This window comes from Stenotrophomonas sp. (genome assembly GCF_032066555.1).
Taxonomy (GTDB): Bacteria; Pseudomonadota; Gammaproteobacteria; order Xanthomonadales; family Xanthomonadaceae; genus Stenotrophomonas.
This window is the reverse complement of record NZ_DAMBKV010000003.1, coordinates 91,692-111,198: the sequence shown is the minus strand read 5'-3', so window position 1 is coordinate 111,198 and position 19,507 is coordinate 91,692. Positions and strand designations below refer to the sequence as shown.

20 protein-coding genes and 1 pseudogene are annotated in these 19,507 nt (G+C 65.1%); 7 read left to right on the top strand and 14 right to left on the bottom strand.

The window, feature by feature from the left end; genetic code table 11:
• Window positions 1-207: 207 nt before the first annotated feature.
• The gene (locus tag RT131_RS05455; protein ID WP_313170963.1) at window positions 208-663 is read left to right on the top strand and encodes a hypothetical protein; all 456 of its coding nucleotides are present in this window, start codon (window positions 208-210) and stop codon (window positions 661-663) included.
• 196 nt (window positions 664-859) lie between these two features.
• Here the strand turns inward: RT131_RS05455 and RT131_RS05450 are convergent, their stop codons facing one another.
• Complete coding sequence (locus tag RT131_RS05450) at window positions 860-1,330, bottom strand: DUF1456 family protein (RefSeq protein ID WP_313170961.1); 471 nt, start codon at window positions 1,328-1,330, stop codon at window positions 860-862.
• 182 nt (window positions 1,331-1,512) lie between these two features.
• On the opposite strand from RT131_RS05450, the gene RT131_RS05445 reads away from it, so the two are divergent.
• A complete protein-coding gene (locus tag RT131_RS05445; RefSeq protein ID WP_313170959.1) occupies window positions 1,513-1,836 on the top strand; it encodes a DUF6122 family protein in 324 nt (107 codons plus the stop codon).
• Window positions 1,837-1,888: 52 nt separating this feature from the next.
• Here RT131_RS05445 and RT131_RS05440 read toward each other — a convergent pair whose 3' ends face one another.
• The 3 genes from RT131_RS05440 to RT131_RS05430 form a co-directional block, all read right to left on the bottom strand.
• Window positions 1,889-2,353, bottom strand: a complete 465-nt coding sequence (locus tag RT131_RS05440; protein WP_313170957.1) for a hypothetical protein — start codon at window positions 2,351-2,353, stop codon at window positions 1,889-1,891.
• Between the two features lie 108 nt (window positions 2,354-2,461).
• Window positions 2,462-3,673, bottom strand: coding sequence for an FAD-dependent oxidoreductase (locus RT131_RS05435; protein ID WP_313170955.1), 1,212 nt, complete (start codon window positions 3,671-3,673; stop codon window positions 2,462-2,464).
• Window positions 3,674-3,704: 31 nt separating this feature from the next.
• On the bottom strand, window positions 3,705-4,202 hold the full coding sequence (locus RT131_RS05430) for a lipocalin family protein (RefSeq protein ID WP_313170953.1): 498 nt from the start codon (window positions 4,200-4,202) through the stop codon (window positions 3,705-3,707).
• 191 nt (window positions 4,203-4,393) lie between these two features.
• Between RT131_RS05430 and RT131_RS05425 the strand changes: the two genes are divergently transcribed.
• Together RT131_RS05425 and RT131_RS05420 are read left to right on the top strand one after the other, a co-directional pair.
• Window positions 4,394-4,642 carry a hypothetical protein gene (locus RT131_RS05425; protein ID WP_313170951.1) on the top strand — a complete coding sequence of 83 codons (249 nt, stop codon included), beginning with the start codon at window positions 4,394-4,396 and terminating at the stop codon, window positions 4,640-4,642.
• A gap of 89 nt (window positions 4,643-4,731) precedes the next feature.
• The gene (locus tag RT131_RS05420; protein WP_313170949.1) at window positions 4,732-7,152 is read left to right on the top strand and encodes a DUF3772 domain-containing protein; all 2,421 of its coding nucleotides are present in this window, start codon (window positions 4,732-4,734) and stop codon (window positions 7,150-7,152) included.
• Window positions 7,153-7,315: 163 nt separating this feature from the next.
• Here the strand turns inward: RT131_RS05420 and RT131_RS05415 are convergent, their stop codons facing one another.
• Window positions 7,316-9,415, bottom strand: coding sequence for a phosphoglycerol transferase I (locus tag RT131_RS05415; protein ID WP_313170947.1), 2,100 nt, complete (start codon window positions 9,413-9,415; stop codon window positions 7,316-7,318).
• Between the two features lie 28 nt (window positions 9,416-9,443).
• Here RT131_RS05415 and RT131_RS05410 point away from each other — a divergent pair, with 28 nt between their 5' ends.
• Window positions 9,444-9,740: a hypothetical protein gene (locus RT131_RS05410; protein WP_313170945.1), complete on the top strand. Its 297-nt coding sequence runs from the start codon at window positions 9,444-9,446 to the stop codon at window positions 9,738-9,740.
• Window positions 9,741-9,871: 131 nt separating this feature from the next.
• On the opposite strand, the pseudogene RT131_RS05405 reads toward RT131_RS05410, so the two are convergent.
• Window positions 9,872-11,533 (bottom strand): annotated as a pseudogene (locus RT131_RS05405) (AarF/UbiB family protein); the annotation flags it as partial.
• A gap of 176 nt (window positions 11,534-11,709) precedes the next feature.
• Here RT131_RS05405 and RT131_RS05400 point away from each other — a divergent pair.
• On the top strand, window positions 11,710-12,618 hold the full coding sequence (locus RT131_RS05400) for a DUF808 domain-containing protein (RefSeq protein ID WP_313170943.1): 909 nt from the start codon (window positions 11,710-11,712) through the stop codon (window positions 12,616-12,618).
• A gap of 153 nt (window positions 12,619-12,771) precedes the next feature.
• Here the strand turns inward: RT131_RS05400 and RT131_RS05395 are convergent, their stop codons facing one another.
• The 3 genes from RT131_RS05395 to RT131_RS05385 all read right to left on the bottom strand — a co-directional run bounded on the left by RT131_RS05395 (window position 12,772) and on the right by RT131_RS05385 (window position 15,583).
• Window positions 12,772-13,434 carry a hypothetical protein gene (locus RT131_RS05395; protein ID WP_313170941.1) on the bottom strand — a complete coding sequence of 221 codons (663 nt, stop codon included), beginning with the start codon at window positions 13,432-13,434 and terminating at the stop codon, window positions 12,772-12,774.
• Between the two features lie 4 nt (window positions 13,435-13,438).
• Window positions 13,439-13,975 carry a sigma-70 family RNA polymerase sigma factor gene (locus RT131_RS05390; protein ID WP_313170939.1) on the bottom strand — a complete coding sequence of 179 codons (537 nt, stop codon included), beginning with the start codon at window positions 13,973-13,975 and terminating at the stop codon, window positions 13,439-13,441.
• 66 nt (window positions 13,976-14,041) lie between these two features.
• Window positions 14,042-15,583 (bottom strand): diguanylate cyclase, encoded by a 1,542-nt coding sequence (locus RT131_RS05385; protein WP_313170937.1) that lies wholly within the window; start codon window positions 15,581-15,583, stop codon window positions 14,042-14,044.
• 118 nt (window positions 15,584-15,701) lie between these two features.
• Between RT131_RS05385 and RT131_RS05380 the strand changes: the two genes are divergently transcribed.
• Window positions 15,702-16,334, top strand: coding sequence for an NAD-dependent epimerase/dehydratase family protein (locus tag RT131_RS05380; RefSeq protein ID WP_313170936.1), 633 nt, complete (start codon window positions 15,702-15,704; stop codon window positions 16,332-16,334).
• Window positions 16,335-16,471: 137 nt separating this feature from the next.
• On the opposite strand, the gene RT131_RS05375 is transcribed toward RT131_RS05380, so the two are convergent.
• From RT131_RS05375 to RT131_RS05355, 5 genes are all read right to left on the bottom strand, one after another.
• Entirely contained in the window at window positions 16,472-17,236 is a 765-nt protein-coding gene (locus RT131_RS05375; RefSeq protein ID WP_313170934.1) for an SDR family NAD(P)-dependent oxidoreductase, read from the bottom strand.
• A 77-nt stretch (window positions 17,237-17,313) separates the two neighbouring features.
• The gene (locus RT131_RS05370) at window positions 17,314-17,736 is read right to left on the bottom strand and encodes a hypothetical protein (RefSeq protein WP_313170932.1); all 423 of its coding nucleotides are present in this window, start codon (window positions 17,734-17,736) and stop codon (window positions 17,314-17,316) included.
• A gap of 70 nt (window positions 17,737-17,806) precedes the next feature.
• Window positions 17,807-18,193, bottom strand: coding sequence for a VOC family protein (locus tag RT131_RS05365; protein ID WP_313170930.1), 387 nt, complete (start codon window positions 18,191-18,193; stop codon window positions 17,807-17,809).
• 39 nt (window positions 18,194-18,232) lie between these two features.
• Complete coding sequence (locus RT131_RS05360; protein ID WP_313170928.1) at window positions 18,233-18,871, bottom strand: DUF998 domain-containing protein; 639 nt, start codon at window positions 18,869-18,871, stop codon at window positions 18,233-18,235.
• Between the two features lie 17 nt (window positions 18,872-18,888).
• Complete coding sequence (locus RT131_RS05355; protein WP_313170926.1) at window positions 18,889-19,230, bottom strand: hypothetical protein; 342 nt, start codon at window positions 19,228-19,230, stop codon at window positions 18,889-18,891.
• Window positions 19,231-19,507: the final 277 nt, after the last annotated feature.

Below are 19,507 nucleotides of genomic sequence, written 5' to 3'. Positions count from 1 at the left end.
GCTGGAAGCCTCCCCTCACCCCAACCCCTCTCCCGCGTGCGGGAGAGGGGCTCGTATTGCTTGCGCTCGCAGTGCACTAGCCCCTCTCCCGCACGCGGGAGAGGGGCTGGGGTGAGGGCAAGCTCTTGCTTTGCTTCATGTAACACCACTGCAACCAAACTGCAGCAAAGTGCGCCTCAACCGGCACCGGCCGGAAGGACCTTGAGAATGAAAACCCGCCTGCTGCTCGCCGCAATGCTGTTGTCGACACCCCCGTTGGCCTGGAGCCAGCAGCGTGACTACCTGCCACTGGAGCAGCGCCTGAGTGCCGAACAGCTGCAGCAGGTCGGCCTGAGCGCGCAGCAGCTGCAGCTGCTCAACCGCATGCTCAGCGAAACTGCGTCGGTCACAGCGGCCGCTGCCACACCCACACCTGCGCCCATGCAGATCGGCCTGGAAGAAGGCCCTGTGCACAGCAGCGTGCAGGGAACGGTGGAAGGTTGGGGGCCAGGCACGGTATTCGTGCTGGCCAACGGCCAGCAATGGAAGGTGCTGAAGGGCCAGATGCGCCTGCGCACTGCCTTGCAGTCACCGGAAATCGACGTGATTCCGGGCATCGCCGGGCGCTGGTTCCTGCAGGTGGACGAAGACCTGCCGAAGGCACGGGTGTACCGCATCCTGTAAACGGTCAGACTGATTCGGGTCTCGCGGCTCTTGCAGCGCTTGAGGGAGCGGCATCAGCCGCGAAGCCACAGTTAGTGCCGAAGCAGCGGTCAACGCCATACCGCCCGAAGAGACTCTCCGGCGCGCATGCATTGTCAGCTTCGCGGCTTACGCCGCTCCCACAAGGGAGCTGTCGCTCCCACATCTCACAGTCGCTTTACGCCGGGCGTACGCGCTGGGTCAGGCCCTTGAGGAAGTTGCGCAGGGCCTGGTCGCCGCATTCGCGGTAGTTCTTGTGGTCGGGCTGGCGGAACAGCGCCGACAGCTCCGGCTTGGACATCGGGAAGCCGGCGCTTTCGAAGATCACATGCATGTCCACGTCCTTCAGTTCGAAGGCCACGCGCAGCTTCTTCAGCACGATGTTGTTGGTGATGCGCTTTTCCGGCGGACGCTGCGGCTGCGATTCGTCGCGGCCACGGTAGTGGTAGATCAGGCCGTCCAGGAAGCGCGACAGTACCGCGTCCGGGCAGGCTTCAAACAACGGCTCGTCGTCCTTGCGCAGGAAATCGTGCACCTGTGCCGCATCCACTTCAAAGCTGGAATCGGCCAGATGGATGGTGTCCACCACCATGCTGTCGCTGAGGTCGAGCATGTAGCGGATGCTGCGCAGTACGTCGTTGTTGATCATTGCCACTCCGGAACCACCGCGGCGGAGATGCCGGCGGGGGCATAGTGTAACGCCGCACTGGCGAGCCCCCAGCCTACAATCGGGGCTGGTTCAGCAAAGTCCGCCCGCATGCTCCCACACGTCCCCGTTCCCGTGCAGCCCGTAAGGCCCCGGTCTGCCGCACTGTCGTTGGCGGGCCGGCAATGAGTTCACGCGCGATCCTGCACCTGTGCCTGCATCTGGCGGTGCCGGCGTTGCTGGCCTGGCTGTTCTGGCGACCGCAGTTCGGCAAGGCCTGGCTGTTGCTGCTGCTGGGCTGGGTGATCGACCTGGACCACCTGCTGGCCGATCCCATCTATGCGCCCGACCGCTGCAGCATCGGCTTCCATCCCCTGCATACGGCGCCAGCCATCGTGGTCTACGCGGGATTGACCGTGCCCAGGCGCACCCGCCTGTTCGGCATCGGCCTGCTGGTGCACATCGCGCTGGATGCGCTGGATTGCCTGTGGATGCACGCCGGCCGCTAAATGGCCGCCTTGGCGGGCGTACCAGTCACCCCAGAAGTAGGTGGGGCTGGGCTTACCAGCCGCCCCAGGGACCGGGGCCAAAACCCGGGCCGGGGCCGTAAGGGCCGTAGCCATAGGGGCCGGGGCCTTCGCTCTTGCTCATGTGGATGTTCAGGTTCACCCGTCGGCTCTGGCCTTCGTCGGTGTTGTAGTTCTTGCCCACGTTCAGGTCCACGGCCTGCCAATTGCTGTTGCCGTAGGCCTTGGAATAGCCGATACCGGCGCTGACCGCGCCATGTACCTGCAGTTTGTCATCCATTACCTCGGCGCCAGGACTGTCCTTTTTGGCCAACCCGCGACCGCTGTGGTCGCCGTAATAGGTGCCCGGTGCATCGCCTTTGTAGGTTTCGCCCAGGTAACGCAGCGGCGCCTGCGGCACGCTCAGGTCCAGGCCACCTGCGGCGCTGGTGGCATCATCCTGCGCCATGGCAACGGCGGGGGCCAACAACAGGACGGCGATCAGGGATGTGCGGATCATGTTGCAGGCGCTCCGGAACTGGGACCACGCCGTGCTGGCGGGCAACACGGACGCTAACAGAAAAGCGTTGAACGATGGCTGTCGATAGCCGTCGCCGGCGGGGAACTTTCAGCTCAGGCGCCGGAAGGAGAACAGTTCCGCCAAGCGGTGCCGGCGGCCTTCGATGGCAGCCCGGATCAGGCCGGCGCCCAGCATCGAATAGGTGATGCCGTTGCCGCCATAGGCCATGGCGAAATGCACGCGCGGCCCCCACTGTGGGTGGGCACCGAAGAAGGGCAGGCCGTCTTCGGTTTCGGCAAAGGTGCCGGCCCAGGCGAAGGTGGGTTGGACGGTCAGCTGCGGGAACAGGCGGCGCAGTTTGGCGAGCAGGCGCGCGGCCTTGCGATCCACCTGCGCATCCCGGCGCGCTGGCAGATCGATCGCGTCGTCCTCGCCGCCCACCAGCAGGCGGTTGTCGGCCGTGCTGCGCAGGTAGAGATAGGGGCGGGCGGTCTCCCACATCAAGGTAGTGCGCAGCGGTCCCAGCAGGGCCGGCGGCAGTGGATCGGTGACGACGGCATAGCTGCTGCGGTTGCGTGCCACGCGCTGCTTCAGCCAGTCCTGGGCGGCGTAGCCGGAGGCGACCACCAGATGCTCGCAGTCGACCTGCACGCCGTGGGTGGTGCGCAGCTGGACCCGGCGGGCGCCGGTCGTTACCGAGGTCACGCTGCTGCGGTCGTAGACCTGCGCGCCCTGTGCCAACAGCCGCGTCAACAGACGGTAGGTCATGCGATAGGGATCCATGCGCGCGGCCGGCGTGCTGCGGATGGCGCCGGGTGCGGCGAAACCGTATTCCTCGGCAACACCGTCGGCATCAAGCCACTCCACTGCGAAGCCATGCCGGTCGCGCAGTTCGTATTCCTCCAGCAGCGGCCGCAGATGGCCGCGGCGGCTGGCGTAGTACAGGCTCAGGGTGCTTTGAAAATCCACGCCGCGGACCTGCTCGGCCAGCGCCTGCAGTTCGTCGATGGCCTGCGCGCAGGCGCGATAGGCCAGCAGTGCGGCGTCGATGCCATGGCGTTTGGCCAGCTCGCGCAATGGCGTATCGATCTCATACTGCAGCAGCGCCGTACTGGCGGCGGTGGAACCCCAGCCGATGTCGCGCTGCTCGATGACGACGACATCGTGGCCGTGGCACACCAGTTGGTCGGCAATCAGGGCAGCGGTAATGCCACCGCCGATCACCGCCACCTCACAGCGCAGGTCCCGCCGCAGCGCGGGGAAGGCGTGCATCAGGCCATTCTTGATGGCCCAGAACGGATAGCCGCTTTTCAGGTCCATGCACAGCTCCGGTCATCGCGGGGGCCGCCGCTCAGCCGGCGGTAGGGTGGCCGGTATGTGGCGTGTGGATCAGTGCTGCGGTATCAAAGCCCTGCTGCTGCGCATAGGCGATGTAGTGGTCGCGGGTGGTGGCATCCATCTGCGGCAGGCGTGCCAGCAACCACAGGTATTTGCGGTCAGGGCTGCCGACCAGGGCAGCGGTATAGGCCGCGTCCAGCTGCATGATCCAGTAGTCGCCCTTGGTAAAGGGAATCCAGCGCAGGCCTTCGGGCAGGAAGCTGACCTCCAGGCGGCTGTTGGTGTCGTCGACCGGCTTGGCCTGGCCGATGGATTCTTCCAGGTTGCCGCCGTGCAGGCAGCGGTTCTGCACCCGTACGCTGCCATCCTCATTGAGAGAGTAGTGGGCGGTGACGTCGGTGGCATCTTCGGGTTCAAAGCGTATGGGCAGGCGTGCAACTTCGTACCAGGTACCCAGGTAACGCTGCAGGTCCACCTGGGGAACGGTGGCGAGCTCAGGGTGTTGATGCATGGAAAACCTCTCTGGCGTTCACGCAGGCGGCTGCGTCGGGGGTCCAGCTATAAGGCAGCAATGGTTAAGCGCCCGTGCCCGGGAGGTCGTCTCGCCGTTGCCTGAAGGCCTGCATTCATGCGCGAAGCGGCCTTCGCGCCAGGCAAACATGGCTGCGCTAGGCTGTCGCCATCCGAAGACGGGAGTCCGCCATGTTTGTCGTGATCCTGCTCAAGGGGCAGAACCGCTATGCACGCGAACGCTGGGAGCAGTTGCCGGAGGTGGTCCATTACGACGGCCAGGGCTTCGCCCTGCGGGCCGGGCCGCGCCAGCCACGACCGACCACCCAGGTGTGGGAACCGGTGGCGGTCTATGCACCGGCCGAATTGACCGAGGACGAGTTCCAGGAAATCTACGAACTCAACCGCCACCATATCGTCGAACTGGCACTGGAATACTGAGCACCGTGACGTGTTTTTGCAGGAAGTGAACACGCACTGACATATAGTTCCGGGCAGGCGCGGTGGTCCGCGCGACCCGGTGCTCCGTCTTGCCTGCCCATCGTTTTTCGCATCCGCTGCGCGCGCTGTTGTTTGTCCTCCTGCTTGGCCTGGGTGCCAGCAATGTGGCTTGGGCCGCGCCCGAAGGTGCGGCGGCCGATAGCAGCCCGCAGACCCGTATCGAACAGGCTTCTCGCGCGGTGGCGGCGGTCAAACGCGCGGTCACCGATGCCGATGCACCGGAAACCCTGAAAACCCTGGCCGAGCGTGCCAGCCAGGCGCAGCGCGAGGCCGAGGCCAGCGTCGCCGCGCTGCAGCCGGAACTGACCCAGCTCGATGCCCGCATCGAGCAACTGGGGCCGGCACCCGAGGGCGGCGAAGATTCCGGTATTGCCCGCCAGCGCAAGCTGCTGGACCAGCAGCGCAGCCAGATCGATGCCGACATCAAGCGCGGCAAGCTGCTGGCGGAGGAGGCCAAGCAGGCCAACGAAGCCATCGAGAAGATGCGCGCCCAGCAGTTTGGCGAGCAGATGGGCCGCAAGGTGGCCTCGCCGTTGTCGCCGGCCCTGTGGCGCGAGTTCGGCGAGCATGTGCCGGACGATCTTGCGCGCTTCCAGTCGCTGTACCGGCAGGCCCACGATGCCTTGCTGAAGGCGGCCGGCAAGCAGGGCTGGGGCATGCCGCTGCTGGGCGCGGCGCTGGCCTTGCTGATGCTGTTCCCGCTGCGCATCTGGTTGCGCCATCTTGGTCGCCGCTACGCTGCTTCCGAACGTGCCCCGGACGGACGCCTGCGTCGCACCGGTCTTGCGGTGTGGCTGCTGTTGGTCGGCACCTTGCTGCCGGGGCTGGCGGCCACGGTACTGGTGGCCAGCCTGCGGGCAATCGATGCGATCGCACCGCGGCTGGAATCGGTGGCCGACATGTTCGTCGTCGCCACCTTCGTGGCGGCCTTCATCGGTGCCGTGGCAGCCAGCCTGCTGGTGCCATCACGGCCGACCTGGCGCCTGCTGGACATCGATGATGTCGCCGCCGCCCGCCTGCGCCGCTTTGCCTGGGGCGCGGCCAGCCTGACCTGGCTGACCATGCTGCTGCGCGACGTCAATCGCGCTGCGCGCACTTCGGCGGTGGGCACGGTGACCCTGGACGGCCTGATCGCACTGACCTATGTGGTGTTGATCATGAGCATGCTGGCGACCCTGGCCGGCCTGCATCGACGCCGTGCGGCCGAAGCCGCGCAGGCGGAAGCGGAGAGCACCAACAGCGGCCGCTCGCCGCGTGCGCCGCGCAGTGGCTGGCTGATCGTGGCGCGCTTGGGCGGCTACCTGAGCATCTTCGCCGCGCTGGTGGCGACCTTGCTCGGCTACCTCAATTTCGCCATGTTCACCGCCCAGCAGATGGTCTGGGGCACGGTGATCGTGCTGGCGACGACGTTGCTGACGCGCTTCGCCGATGACTTCGCGTTGTGGTTGCTGGCACCGGACAGTGCTGCCGGGCGCATGCTGCGGCTGTCGACCGGCTTGTCCTCCAACCGCCTGGAACAGGCCGGTGTATTGCTGTCGGCCACGTCACGGCTCGCGCTGGTGATGCTGGGCATCACCGCCTTTGTTGCTCCATTCGGCAATGTCAGCGCCCTGTATGGCTGGCTGGAACGCCTGTCGGCCGGCATCAAGATCGGCGGCAACCTGCTGACACCTGCCTCGATCATCAGCGCGGTGCTGGTGCTGGTATTGGGCCTTGCGCTGATGCGGGTGGTGCAGCGCTGGCTGGTGGATACCTACCTGCCCAAGACCGACCTGGATATCGGCGCGCGTAATTCGATCAGCACGGTGGCGCATTACCTCGGCATCGTGCTGGCTGGCCTGTGGGCCCTGGCGGCGCTGGGCATTGGTTTTGAAAAGGTGGCCTTGTTGGCCAGCGCCTTGTCGGTGGGTATCGGTTTTGGTCTGCAGGCGATCACCCAGAACTTCGTCTCCGGCCTGATCCTGCTGGCCGAGCGGCCGGTGAAGATTGGTGACTGGATCAAGATCGGTGACCAGGAGGGCGACATCCGCCGTATCTCGGTGCGTTCCACCGAGATCCAGGTGGGTGATCGTTCCACGCTGATCGTGCCGAACTCGGAGCTGATCACCAAGACCATCCGCAACATGACCATGGCCAATGCGCTGGGCCGCATCCAGGTGCAGTTCTCGGTGCCACTGGGCACCGACATGGGCAAGCTGCGGACGCTGCTGCTGGGGATCTATGCCGCCAACGAGACGGTGCTGATCGACCCGGCACCGTCGTTCTTCATTGATTCGATCAGCGGCGGACAGGTGGCGGTGAACAGCTTTGCCTACGTGTCATCGTCGCGGAGCGTATACGGAACCCGCAGTGAGGTGCTGTTCGCCTTGCTGGAGCAGACTGCTGCCGCCGGCATCGCCCTGGTCACTCCGACCGACATCCATCTGGTGCGCGATCCCCCGCAGGCCTAGGTAGTGCCGAGCCACGCTCGGCAGGGGCTTTACCGGGATTTGTCGGAATGTGGGAGCGGCGTAAGCCGCGAAGCTCATGGTCTTTCAGATTGCGGGCATGCTGTTCACTGCAGCATGCCCAGCTTCGCGGCTTACGCCGCTCCCACAAAAGCACGAATGTTCATCACGACCGCGGATGCTCGCTGGTCGGCAGCAGCGCATAGTCGTCGACGGCCAACTGCTCGGCATGGTTCAACCAGGCGCGGATCTCCAGGTCGTCGATCTCCTGGTCCACGCCCAGCGGCATGCGGATGCGGCCATCGGCATCGGGCTGCACCCATTGCTGGGCCACCACCACGTTGCGCTTTGATGCCACCGCTTCCACCCAGAAGCCGCGCTGCGGGCGTTGTGCGGCATACAGCTCCAGCACATAACGACCGGGGGTTGTGTGGCGCGGCTGGCGGCTGATCATGCGTGACTGGCGCACGCTGGGACGGGGCCCGCTGAACGCCTGCAACGGCGCATCCACGGCGATGCCACGGCGCAGCTGCGCATCGCGGTACAGGCGCATGCCCTGGTCGCTGTCCAGCAGCAAGGCACACCATTGGCCATCGGCCGAACCATCTTCAAACGCGGTGCAGCGGTCGACATAGGCCAGGCGGTGCTGCGGATCGGCCTCCTCGAACTTGCGCGAGGTGTTTTCCAGGTACACCGATTTCAGGTCCCACTGCTGGTCGTATTCCAGCAGCACCGGCGGCTGCACCTTCTGCACGCCCACCAGTACCTGGTCGTTGTCCAGGCGCAACATGCGGGTCTGCTCGCCCAGCCACAGCGAACGTGCGAACGCGCTATAGCGTGCGTAGGTCCTCGTATCACCGCTGGTCGCCGCGACGCTGGCGCTTGCCGCGGGTGCCGGCTTCAACAGCGAGCGGCCAAAGCCGATCGCATCGATCGCAGGGTCCAGCAGCTGCAGCGCGGTGGCGCCCGAATCCAGCGTTGTGCCCGCCTGCGCAACGATCTGCTGCGGCTGCAGCTTGTTGCCCAGGAACAGCAGCAGGTTCTCGCGTTTCTGCTTTTCCAGCACATGGCTCAGGTCGTTGGGCATGGCCAGATGATCGGAGGCCACCACCACCAGCGTGTTGTCGGCGAATGCGCTGCTGCGGATGCGGTCGACCAGACGCGAGATCAAGCGGTCGCTGCACTTGAGTGCATTGAGCAGGCCGATATTGCCGTGTGCGCTGCGATAGCGCGTGTTCCTGCAGGCAACCGGCAGATGCCCGGCCGGATGGTGGGTGTCCATGGTCAAGGCGGTCAGCATGAACGGTTGGCCGCTCGCCGAGAGCTCGAGGAACCGCTCGTAGGCACGCTCCAGCAGCACGTCATCGTGCACGCCCCAATTGGAGAAATGCCGCTTGGCGATGTTCTGCTGCTGGAACCATTCCAGATCGCGCACATCGTCAAAACCGTGCGAGTTGAGGAAGTCGGCCTTGGCGGCGAACTGCCCGTTGGCACCGCCCATGTAGTGGTTGCTATAGCCCTGCTGCTTCAGGTAGTCGCCAAGGCAGAAGGCTTCGGGCAGGAAGCGGCCCATGCGGCCCATGCTGTTCTCGTCGCCCTGCGCGGTGGTCAGCGGCACGCCGCACATCGACGACACCAGACCGGCGATGGTCCAGCCACTGCCGTCGGCGGAGGCGATGTTGCGGAAATCCAGGCCTTCGCCGGCCAGCCGGGTCAGGTTGGGCATCAGCCCGGGGAAGACGTCTTCGTTGAAATAGGTGCGTTCCAGGCTCTCGCCGTAGATCCAGACAATGTTCGGCCGCTGCGCCAGCGCCTTTGATGGCAGCTGGTATTCCGGCGCTACCGCGCTGTAGTCCACCGGCTGCATCTGCTGATAGATGCGCTTGCCATCGGTGTACAGCGGGCTGAGCAGCAGTGTTGTCAGCAACAACGCGGTGAAGCCGCCGAACACCGCCAGGCCATGACGGGGGCGCTGCAGGCGACGCACACGCAGCAACAACAACGGTGTCAGCGAGACGATCACCAGGCCGATGAAGCCGATGATGTAGGCGCTGAAGTCACCCACACCGGCGCCTTCCATGTCGCTGCGCAGGTGGTACAGCGTGGCCGAATTGATGCCATCGCCACTGAGTTTGTCTATCAGCCACCAACTGCTCAGCGCCAACAGCAGCAGTGACAGCAGGCCAGCCTTCAAGCGCGCCAGGGTGGGCGACAACATCAACAATACGAACAGTGCTGCCAGAGACAGCCAGATGATCCAATGCATGCGGTCACGTGGGTAGCGGAGACAGGGGGTGACGACCTGGGCCGTCATCGCTCTACACACTGTTGTTTCAGTGCTGTGGCAGAAGCATCTGGATCTTGCCTGCCGTAACCTGACTGAAATGTTCGGACGGCACAGCAGCTTTCATCATCAGCTGCGCGTTATGTGCGGCACGCCGAATACTGTGATCTTTGGTGAGAGAGTGTGCTTTTTGCCTGATTTCAGTGGTTGGAAACTTCTGTTGTCGCTTCTCAAGCTGCAATCGGACTGTTCATGCACCCACCTAGCCCGGGTAAGCGCAGCGCATCCGGGGCTGGCAATGGATTGAAGGGAGATGACCGGCGCTTTTCTGCGTCCGTTCAAGGCAAGCGCATATCCACGCTGCCGGTGCGTTGCTGCATGCACCATGTGCTCCCGGGTGCGCTGCGCTTACCCGGGCTACGGATGCCGCATCTACACTCAGCGATGGCCACGTTCTTCGCGGGCGCGTGCTCTGGTGCGCCGATCGAACAGCAGTGAGCTGACGATGAGCCCAAGGCCGATGATCACGCCCAGCAGGAACAGCAGCATTGCAAAAGCGGGGTAGCCGAACAGCGTCCAGCGGGTAGGCACGCGCATCAGCAGCGTCGAGGACAGCAGCAGGGCAGCGGTGATCAGGCCGGCGGCAATGCGGTTGGCCACCTTCTGGATGTTTTCCATCAGCCGCGATTCGTCCAGGCCGGTGACCTTCATCTGCAGGCGGTTTTCGGCCAGCACGCTGAGGATGTCGGACATGCGGCGCGGCCCGTTGCGCAGCAGCTGCTGCAGCTCCATCGCCTCGCTGGCCAGGTTGGCCGCCGAGAACGACTTGCGGAAATGTGCGCGCATCACATGCTGCAGCTGCCGTTCGACAACCTTGCGGGTTTCCATCTCCGGTGCCAGGAAGCGGCACACGCCTTCCAGGTTGAGCAGCGCCTTGCCGAGCAGACTCAGCTCCGGTGGCGTGCGCAGGTTGCTGGCGGTGGCGATGCGCACGATCTCCAGCACCACATGGCCTTCGGACAAGGTGCCGTTGGCGGCGTAGCGGGCAATCATCTGCCCGGTCTCGCGCAGGTAGCGCTCCTCGTCATAGTCCTCCAGCCGGGTACTGATGCCGATGATCTCGTCGGCCACTTCCTCGCCACGGCCATCCACGGCGGCGAACAATACCTTCAGCAGGCGTTGGCGCAGCCGCGGTGGTACATGCGCGACCATGCCCAGGTCGAAGATCGCCAGCCGGCCCTCTGGGGTGACGCGCAGGTTGCCGGGATGCGGGTCGGCGTGGATTTCGCCGTGCACGAAGATCTGGTCGAGGTAGCCCCGCACCAGCGCCGCAGCCAGCGGCACCATCGATTGCTCGGTGCGGCGTACCGGCGGGATCGCATCCACCCGCACGCCTTGCACCAGTTCCATGGTCAGTACCCGGCGTCCACACAGGTCCCACACCGGTTGCGGTATCCACAGTTCGGGGTAGGGCGCCAGGTGCTGGCCGAAGCGCGCCAGATTGGCAGCCTCGGCTTCGTAGTCCAGCTCCATGCGCAGGGTCTTGGCGAACTCGCCCAGCCAGTCGGAGAAGCGCACCTTGCGGCCGACCCGGGTCAGGTGATCGGCGGCAGTGGCGAAGCTGCGCAGCACACCGATATCCGAACGCAGCTGGGCGGCGACATCGGGCTTCTGTACCTTGATGGCAACCTGCCGGCCATCGTGCAGTTCGGCCTGGTGGACCTGGGCGATGGAAGCACTGCCCAGCGGCTGCGGGTCGAACCAGGCAAACAGCTTGCTGACCGGCGCGCCCAGTTCGTCCTCGATCACCGCGCGGATCTGTTCCACCGGGATCGGCGCGACTTTTTCCTGCATGCGTTCCAACGCGGCCACGTATTCGGGCGGGATCATGTCCGGGCGGGTCGACAGCACTTGGCCGAGTTTGACGAAGGTGGTGCCCAGCGCTTCCAGGTCGGCAACGAACTGGGTGGGGTTGCCGGCGGCCGGTGGCCGGCCCAGGCGCGGGATTTCGCCATCCAGCGAGATCCCGGAGAACACACCGGAATGGCGGTAGCGCAGCAGCAGGCGCACGATCTGCTGGCGTCGGCTGAGGCCGCCGACGGTGGTCGGGCTGTCACTGCTGGTCGGTTCCATCAAGCGGGGTTCTCCCAGGCGGGCGAGCCTGCAGTGTGGCCGCAGCGGGGTTGCAGGGGGGTGAATACGTGGGCTTGCGCACCGAAGCGGGCACGAATGAGTGAAAATCCCCCTTCCCCTGTCCTATGACCTTACGGTGACCCATGGCTGGAGCCAGCCTGTTTGCCCTGCTCGACGATATTGCCGCGTTGCTGGATGACGTCTCCATCCTCACCAAGGTCGCTGCCAAGAAGACCGCCGGCGTGCTCGGTGACGATCTGGCCTTGAATGCGCAGCAGGTAACCGGCGTCACTGCCAACCGCGAGTTGCCGGTGGTGTGGGCGGTGGCCAAGGGGTCACTGGTCAACAAGGCGATCCTGGTGCCGGCGGCGCTGGCGATCAGCGCATGGCTGCCGTGGGCGATCACCCCGCTGATGATGATCGGCGGTGCCTTCCTCTGTTACGAAGGCGTGGAGAAGCTGGCGCACAAGTTCCTGCATTCCAAGGACGAGGATGAGGCGCACAAGGCCGAGCGGCTGAAGGCCATCGCCGATGAAAAGGTGGATCTGGTCGCGTTCGAGAAGGACAAGATCAAGGGCGCGGTGCGTACCGATTTCATCCTGTCGGCGGAGATCATCGTGCTGTCGCTGGGGGTGATCTCGCACGCTCCGTTCAGTCAGCAGGTTGTGACCCTGATTGCGGTTGCACTGGGCATGACGGTGTTCGTCTATGGCCTGGTGGCCGGCATCGTCAAGCTTGATGACGTTGGGGCCTGGTTGCTGGACAAGGGCCGCGCGCTGGCGGCGCTTGGCCGTGGCCTGCTGTATGCCACACCGTGGTTGATGCGCGGCCTGTCGATTGCCGGCACCGCGGCGATGTTCCTGGTAGGTGGCGGCATCCTGGTGCACGCGATTCCGGCCCTGCATCATTTCATCGTCGGCCTGGCACCGGCCAATCTGGAATGGCTGGCCAATGCCTTGGGCAGCGTGGTGGTGGGCGTGATCATCGGTGCAGTGGTACTGACCGTGGTGACCCTGGTCCAGCGTATGCGCGGGGCGAAAGCGGCGGATTGAAGCCGGCATTTCTGCCTTGATTGTGGGAGCGGCGTAAGCCGCGAAGCAGGAAATGCTTCAGGCATCAGCAATGGTGCCGACGTTGGCAGTATCTGAAAGATTGCCAGCTTCGCGGCTTACGCCGCTCCCACAAGACAGCAACACCGCCGCAGTTCACTGCAGGCCCTGCTCCAATTCCCGCAGCTGCTGCTGCGCGCGGGCCAACGATTGCCCGGACAGGCTGTCCAGCAAGCGTTGCAGACGATGACTGGCCGGCAAGCGTCGCATCGTCCAGCGGGCAGCTCCGATGCTGCCCAGCATCAACGCCACGCCAAAGCCCAAGCTGCCGAGGAACCACGCTGGTGCCATCGCATACAGATCCAGGCCCAGCCATTGCACGCTGCCCCATTGCAGGGCCAGCAGCCACAGCCAAAACCACGGCAGGCCCAGGCCAAGTTCGGTGATTGCGGTGAAGCGGCGTAGCCGCGCCAGTCGTTGCTGTTGGATCAGCACCGGTGCCTCGGCAGCATCTGCATGTATCGCCAACAAGGCGCGGGTGATCGACACCCAGATCGCAGCGATGCCGTACACATGCAAGGCCAGCCCTGTAAGCAGCAGTTGCGGCACCTGACGGTGCTCCACCCAGAAACTCGCCGCCAGCACGGTGACTACGATCCACACCAGCAGCCAAGCCAGCTGCAGACCACTGAACCAGCGCAGCCGGCGCCGCACACCGGCCTTGCGCGGCTGCTGCCAGGCCTGCAGGGCCAAGGTTTCCAGCTGATCGATACGTTGCGCCTGCTGTGCCCAGCTGGCCTTGAGTTCGTCGAGTTCCATGGTGTCAGTCTCGTGCGCTGTCGGCAGGATTGAAGTGGCTGCGCAGTTGTTGGCGCAGCCGGTGCAGGCGGGTGGCGGCATTGCTGGCGCTGATGCCCAGTACATCGCCGATCTCGCGGTGGCTGCAATCGTCCAGATGCAGCAACAGCAGGGCCCGGTCCAGCGCCGGCAGGCGCTGGATCAAGGTATTGAGCTGGGCCAGGCTGGCGCTGTCTTCGGCGTTGTCGGCAACACTGGCGAGGTCGTCATCCAGCGTGGCTTCGCTGTGGTGGTGTCGCCGCAGTTCGCGGCCACGCAGCTGGGAGATGGCGATGTTCAGGGCGATGCGGTAAAGCCAGGTACTGAATTGCGCCCGTTGCGGATCGAAACCTGGAAAGGCGCGCCAGGCCTGGGTGCTTATTTCCTGGATCAGGTCGCGGCGGTCTTCAAGGTGCGCGCAATAGCCACGCGCAACCTTGAGCACGATGCCCTGATGCTGGCTAAGCAACTGGGCAAAGCGGTGTTGCAGGTCGACGATGGGGTCGGTTGCAGTGATGTCCATGCCCGGGTGATTCGCACCAGCGCAGGAAATATCACAGCCCCGGGCGGATTTCCGCTGCGGGGTGACTCAGTTGGCGGGCAGCACCTGGTTGCGGCCGACACGTTTGGCCGCATACAGGGCCTGGTCGGCCCGCTGCAACAGGGCCTGCAGGGCTTCGCCGGGCAGGGCCTGGGCGACGCCGGCGCTGAAGCGGACCTGCACGCGCTGTTCCTCATGCAGGAAGGGGCGTTGCGCCAGCTGCTGCTGCAGCTGTTGCAGGGTTTCCAGCGCGGCGGCGCGGTTGAGCCCGGGTAGCACCAGCACGAACTCGTCACCGCCGAGGCGGGCGATGCAGTCGCGACCGCGCAGGCGTTGCTGGGTCACCGCCACCAGATGGCGCAGGGCCTGATCGCCACCAGCGTGGCCGTGCCGGGCATTGGTCTGGCCGAAGTGGTCCAGGTCGATCATGGCCAGACTCAGTGGCGTGCTGTGGTCGGCCAACAGCTCGCCCAGCTGCTGCTCCAGGCCGCGCCGGTTCAGGGCGCCGGTCAGCGGATCGGTACGCAGCTGGCTGCCGGCTTCTTCCAGCTCCCGTTCCAGCTGCTGCACGCGTTGCTCGGCGGCCTTGGCCTCGGCGCGGGCATTGGCCAGATGGTCGCGCGCACGTGCAGCTTGCTCCTGTACCCGCGCGGTGTCCTGCAGCACGTCCTGCAGCAGTTGGGTGAGGTCGGAGATGCTGCGGGTCTGGCGCACCGCAACGGCATAGCTGGCGATGCGGTCGTGGTATTCCCCGGTTTCGGTGACCATGCCGTCCACCTGGGTCACGAAGTCGACCATCAGGTCCTTCATCGCCTGCTTGGACTGGTCGATGCCTTCGCGCAGCAGCCCTTGTCGATAGATCACTTCGCGCAGGTCGTTGCGGGTCTGCTCCAGCGAGTTGGCGTCCAGCGGCCCGGCCAGCAGCTGCCGGATCGAGCGGATCTGGCCCTGCAGCCAGCTGTCGCCATCGAGCAGCTCGGAGATGTTCTCCAGCAGCATGTCGAACAGGTTGAGCAGCAGGTCGCGCTGTTCCTGCAGACTGCTGCTGCGCACGCCGACCTGGTGGCAGAGTTCGCGCAGATGGATGGCCACCGGCTGCAACGGCTGGCCGCTGCGCCAGCTGCGCAGTTCCTCGCCCATGCGTTGGGCCTGCTGTTCGAGCTCAGGCGACTGCTGCATCAGGCTGGCCAGCACCGCGCCGAGGGTGTCGCGCAGCATGTCGCGCAGCTGCTCGGCCTGGCTGTTGCGGGTGTGGGAGGCTTCCAGTTCGACGGTACGGATGTACTTGTCGATCAATTGCCGCAGCAGGCGACCGTAGCGTTCCCAGTCCTGCTCGGCATGCGCGCTGTGCAGGCGTTGGCCCATGTCACCGAGTTCACCGGGCAGGGTGCACATGCCCTGGGCGAAGGCGGCCAGTACTGATTCGGGCGCGTTGGCGCCGATGAACAAGCGCTGCAGCATCGCCATGCCGCCGCCTCCGTTGGCTACCACCTCGACCGCCGCAGCCGCCTGCGGCGCGGACCGCCGGGACAGGATGCGGCCCAGCCCGCTGCTGCGGGAGGTGGAGGAGTCGTCGGGGCTGTCGGCCATTGCGCAGGGGTCCGGGCGGGTTGTGGCTGCGCCCGTGCGCAACCGGAGGTGGTGTCCAAGCCCCATTATCGGCAAGGTAGCAGCGGGCTTGAATGGCAGCCGATCACAGGAGCACATCATGCGGGTATTGCTGGCTGGCGCGACCGGTCTGGTCGGGGCGCAGGTACTGCAGCGGTTGTTGGCCGAGCCACGCTGCAGCGGTGTGATCGCACCGACCCGGCGCGCGCTGGCGCGGACCGACCCCAAGCTGCTCAATCCGGTGCTGGATTTTGCCGCGCTGGCGACGGTGACGCAGGGCTGGCAGGTGGATGCGGTGATCTGCGCGCTGGGCTCGACGATGAAACAGGCCGGCTCGCGTGAGGCTTTCCGGCAGATCGACCATGGCTATCCGCTGGTGATTGCACGCGCAGCGCGTGCCAATGGCTGCGAGGTGTTTGCCTTGAACTCGGCGGCCGGTGCCAATCCGCGTTCGCTGGTGTTCTATAGCCGGGTCAAGGGCGAGCTGGAGCAGGACCTGCGCGCGCTGGGGTTTGCCTCATTGACCTTGGTGCGTCCGGGCCTGATTGGCGGCGACCGCGTCGAACGGCGAGCCGGCGAGCATCTGGCCAGCGTGGTGCTGGGAGCACTGGCGCCTGTGCTGCCGCGCGCTTGGCGTATCAATCCGGCCACGCGGATTGCCGACGCCTTGGTGGAGGCGGTATTGGATCCGCAGCCGGGCATGCGGGTGGTGGGGTCGGCGGAGTTGGTGTGAGTTCTGGTTGAGCTTGCTTGGGCTTGGTTGGTTTGTGGGAGCGGCGTGAGCCGCGAAGCCGGGGATCTGTGAGCGCATCGGCTTCGCGGCTCACGCCGCTCCTACAAACAGCAGCTCCCACAAACGGCAGGCGAGGCTCAGGCCGGCAGTGACTGCCCGCCATCCACCGCCAGCACCTGGCCGGTGATCCAGCGCGCTGCCGGCGAGCACAGGAACACCGCGGTGTTGGCCACATCCTCGACATTGCCGAAGCCACCGAACGGGATCTTGTTGCGGATCTGTTCGTACAGTTCGGGTGCGCTGCTGCGGCGCTGCTCCCACAGTCCGCCGGGGAATTCGATCGAGCCCGGTGCCAACGCGTTGACCCGGATGCGCTCACGCGCCAGCTCGGTCGCCAGGCTGGTGGTGTAGTAATTCAAGGCGGCCTTGGCGGCGGAGTAGGCCGCTGCGCGTGGCGTCGGCACCGAGGCGTTGATCGAGCTGATGTTGAGGATGGCCGGCATCGCACTCAGGCGCAGATGCGGCAGGGCAGCGCGGTTGGCGCGCACCGCGGCCATCAGGTCGATATCGAAACCCGCTTGCCAGCTCGCATCGTCATTGCCGTTGCCATAGCCGGAGGCATTGTTGATGAGGATGTCGACGCCACCCAGCGCGGTTGCAGCGGCATCGATCCAGGCTTGAATCTGCATCGGATCGGCGAGATCACATTGCTGCGTGTGCGCGGCGGCTGCGCCATCGCGCAATAACAATTCGGCAGCCTGTTGCAGTGCCGTTGCACCACGCGCACAGAGGCTGATCTTCGCACCGTCGCGGGCAAAGGCCTGGGCGATGGCCAGGCCGATGCCGCGGCTGCCGCCGGCAACCAGCACGCGTGCGTTTTGTAGCGAAACAGAAGGGGGCATTGCTGCGGTTCCGGTGGGCGGAGATCGCGCATTATCCCCGGTTGCGCGTTGCAGGCGGCGAATGCGCTGTTCCGTGCTCAGGGCAGGCCGGGTACGTTCAAGGACGCGAACAGCAGGTTCTGCGCCTTCTTGGCCATGGATCGTGGCAGCTTGGCGATGAAGGTGTCGCCGGTCAGCGCCATGTCGCCGCGGAGGATGAAACCATTGATCTGGGTGTAGCTTTTGACGGTGTATCTGTTCCCATCGCGGGTGACTTCCAGATACATCGGCGAGGTCAGGATGTTGTTGCCCTTGCGATAGACGCGGGTGCCATCGATGTCGCGGACCAGGCGATAGCCCTGCTGGCTTGCCCAGGCATCAACCTTGGCCAGCACGTTCTCATCGGAGCTGAAGGTGGTGAGGTCATGCGGCCTGCCGCTGTTCCTTGCCATCAGTGCGAGGATGTTGACCAGGGCCAGGCCGCCCAGTGCGCCCACGATCATTCCGGTGATCAAACTCATGCTGTTGACTCATTGAAGTTGGGGCGGCATTCCAGCACATCGCAATGCCTGTTGTCGTGAAAATTCCGCGCTATTTCCAGATGTTGGGTATTGCGCCACGTTCCGGATGTTTCATCTGCACGATGCAGAAGCGATGGCCGGTGGGGGCTTCCATCACCCACCAGCGTTTGACCTTGCCGATGCGGCGTGCGCCCAATGCTTCGAGCCGATCCGCCTCGGCATCGATATCGTCGGCCTCGATATCGAGATGCACGCGTGATGCGTGGTCGACGCGCTGCACTTCCACATGCAGTTCGGCCGGCGCGCCCGTCAGTTCTGCGTACTGCGCGCCATCGTCCTCGGTGTAGCCGGGCTCGGCTTTCAGGCCGAGTGCGGGTGCCCAGAACGCGGCGGCGACATCGCTGTCGGTGCCCTGGCAATCAATGATGAAACCGGCCAGGCGGCTGCGGTGGCTCATGCGGATGCTCCGGTGACAGAGGAGCGCAGCGTACACCGCCTATCCGGATGCGCGTGTTACTGCGGTGTGGGCGACAGGGACGGGAGTGGCGAGTCGCCAGGCGCTGATGCACAACGTGCCGTAGACGCTCCACTCGGCCAGGCGCTGCAGCAGCCCGCGCCAAGGTTGCAGGGGTTCGATCCCCATCAGGACGAACAGCAGCAGCCAGAGTCCTGCCAGCGCAATCCACAACAGGCGTGTGCCTGGGCGGATCGCGGGCGTGGTGGCCAACAACAGCAGGCCCAGTGCAGTGCCCAGATAGGTGAACACGCCGAGCAGGGTATGTAGTGATTGCGAAACGCTTCCGCTGGTTGGGCAGCCCAAGTCGCAGGGCGCCAACGCCGAACCTATCCATGCCAGCGGTTCGAACATCAGCAGCCAGTAGCCGAATCGACTTGCTCCGCGCACGGGTACCTTTCCGGCAAACACGCACAACAGCAGTGCGGCCAGGATTCCCACCGGGATGAAGCCGAACAGGCTGATCAAGCGCGCATGCGCGCTACCGCTCGCACCGAGTTCACTGATGTACTGTGACAGCGGCGAATAGCCGGGTTTGAGTGCGGCACCGCCGAACAGCATCAGCAGGTACACCGCGATGAACAGCAGGATCAGGCAGCGGTGGAAGCGCATCGGCGGCATGCCTGTGGGCGTGCGGGTCAGCGTAGGCGATTGGACAGGAACAGCTCCACCTTGCCGCAGCTCGGGCAGGCATGCAGGTCGAATTCCTCGCGGTTGCCGAACAGTTCACCGATGTCGCCGAGCAGGAACGGCATGGTCTGCGTGCTTTCATGGAAGCGCTTGCGGCCAATGAATTCCATCTGCATCCCGGGGCAGCGCGGGCAGTCGATCAAGCGCGGTGCTTGCGTCCAGCTGCGGCTGTCATCGGCCTGATAGCCACGTGGTGGCGGGGCGCCATCGGCACGGGTGCCGCATTTCCAGCACTGGTCGCGGTTGTCTTCGTTGACTTCCTTGCAGTTGCTGCAGATCCAGGTGCCCATGGTGGTTTTGGCAAGGATGTGGGATGGGCCAATCGTAGCGCCCGGATGGCGGGTTGGCGTTACAGGTGGGTGATGCTTTTTGTCGGGATCGGGCGAAAGGTCACGAGCAGGTGCTGCCCTCACCCCAACCCCTCTCCCGCAAGCGGGAGAGGGGCTAGTGCACTACCAGCCGACGCATTGCTGGCCCCTCTCCCGCCTGCGGGAGAGGGGTTGGGGTGAGGGCAGCCGACGCATTGCTGGCCCCTCTCCCGCCTGCGGGAGAGGGGTTGGGGTGAGG

What these genes read in the sequence shown, in the direction of transcription:
- RT131_RS05455 (WP_313170963.1), top strand. Translation starts at nt 208, where the DNA reads ATGAAAACCCGCCTGCTGCTCGCCGCAATGCTGTTGTCGACACCCCCG.
- RT131_RS05450 (WP_313170961.1), bottom strand. Translation starts at nt 1,330, where the DNA reads ATGATCAACAACGACGTACTGCGCAGCATCCGCTACATGCTCGACCTC.
- RT131_RS05445 (WP_313170959.1), top strand. Translation starts at nt 1,513, where the DNA reads ATGAGTTCACGCGCGATCCTGCACCTGTGCCTGCATCTGGCGGTGCCG.
- RT131_RS05440 (WP_313170957.1), bottom strand. Translation starts at nt 2,353, where the DNA reads ATGATCCGCACATCCCTGATCGCCGTCCTGTTGTTGGCCCCCGCCGTT.
- RT131_RS05435 (WP_313170955.1), bottom strand. Translation starts at nt 3,673, where the DNA reads ATGGACCTGAAAAGCGGCTATCCGTTCTGGGCCATCAAGAATGGCCTG.
- RT131_RS05430 (WP_313170953.1), bottom strand. Translation starts at nt 4,202, where the DNA reads ATGCATCAACACCCTGAGCTCGCCACCGTTCCCCAGGTGGACCTGCAG.
- RT131_RS05425 (WP_313170951.1), top strand. Translation starts at nt 4,394, where the DNA reads ATGTTTGTCGTGATCCTGCTCAAGGGGCAGAACCGCTATGCACGCGAA.
- RT131_RS05415 (WP_313170947.1), bottom strand. Translation starts at nt 9,415, where the DNA reads ATGCATTGGATCATCTGGCTGTCTCTGGCAGCACTGTTCGTATTGTTG.
- RT131_RS05400 (WP_313170943.1), top strand. Translation starts at nt 11,710, where the DNA reads ATGGCTGGAGCCAGCCTGTTTGCCCTGCTCGACGATATTGCCGCGTTG.
- RT131_RS05395 (WP_313170941.1), bottom strand. Translation starts at nt 13,434, where the DNA reads ATGGAACTCGACGAACTCAAGGCCAGCTGGGCACAGCAGGCGCAACGT.
- RT131_RS05390 (WP_313170939.1), bottom strand. Translation starts at nt 13,975, where the DNA reads ATGGACATCACTGCAACCGACCCCATCGTCGACCTGCAACACCGCTTT.
- RT131_RS05385 (WP_313170937.1), bottom strand. Translation starts at nt 15,583, where the DNA reads ATGGCCGACAGCCCCGACGACTCCTCCACCTCCCGCAGCAGCGGGCTG.
- RT131_RS05380 (WP_313170936.1), top strand. Translation starts at nt 15,702, where the DNA reads ATGCGGGTATTGCTGGCTGGCGCGACCGGTCTGGTCGGGGCGCAGGTA.
- RT131_RS05375 (WP_313170934.1), bottom strand. Translation starts at nt 17,236, where the DNA reads ATGCCCCCTTCTGTTTCGCTACAAAACGCACGCGTGCTGGTTGCCGGC.
- RT131_RS05370 (WP_313170932.1), bottom strand. Translation starts at nt 17,736, where the DNA reads ATGAGTTTGATCACCGGAATGATCGTGGGCGCACTGGGCGGCCTGGCC.
- RT131_RS05365 (WP_313170930.1), bottom strand. Translation starts at nt 18,193, where the DNA reads ATGAGCCACCGCAGCCGCCTGGCCGGTTTCATCATTGATTGCCAGGGC.
- RT131_RS05360 (WP_313170928.1), bottom strand. Translation starts at nt 18,871, where the DNA reads ATGCCGCCGATGCGCTTCCACCGCTGCCTGATCCTGCTGTTCATCGCG.
- RT131_RS05355 (WP_313170926.1), bottom strand. Translation starts at nt 19,230, where the DNA reads ATGGGCACCTGGATCTGCAGCAACTGCAAGGAAGTCAACGAAGACAAC.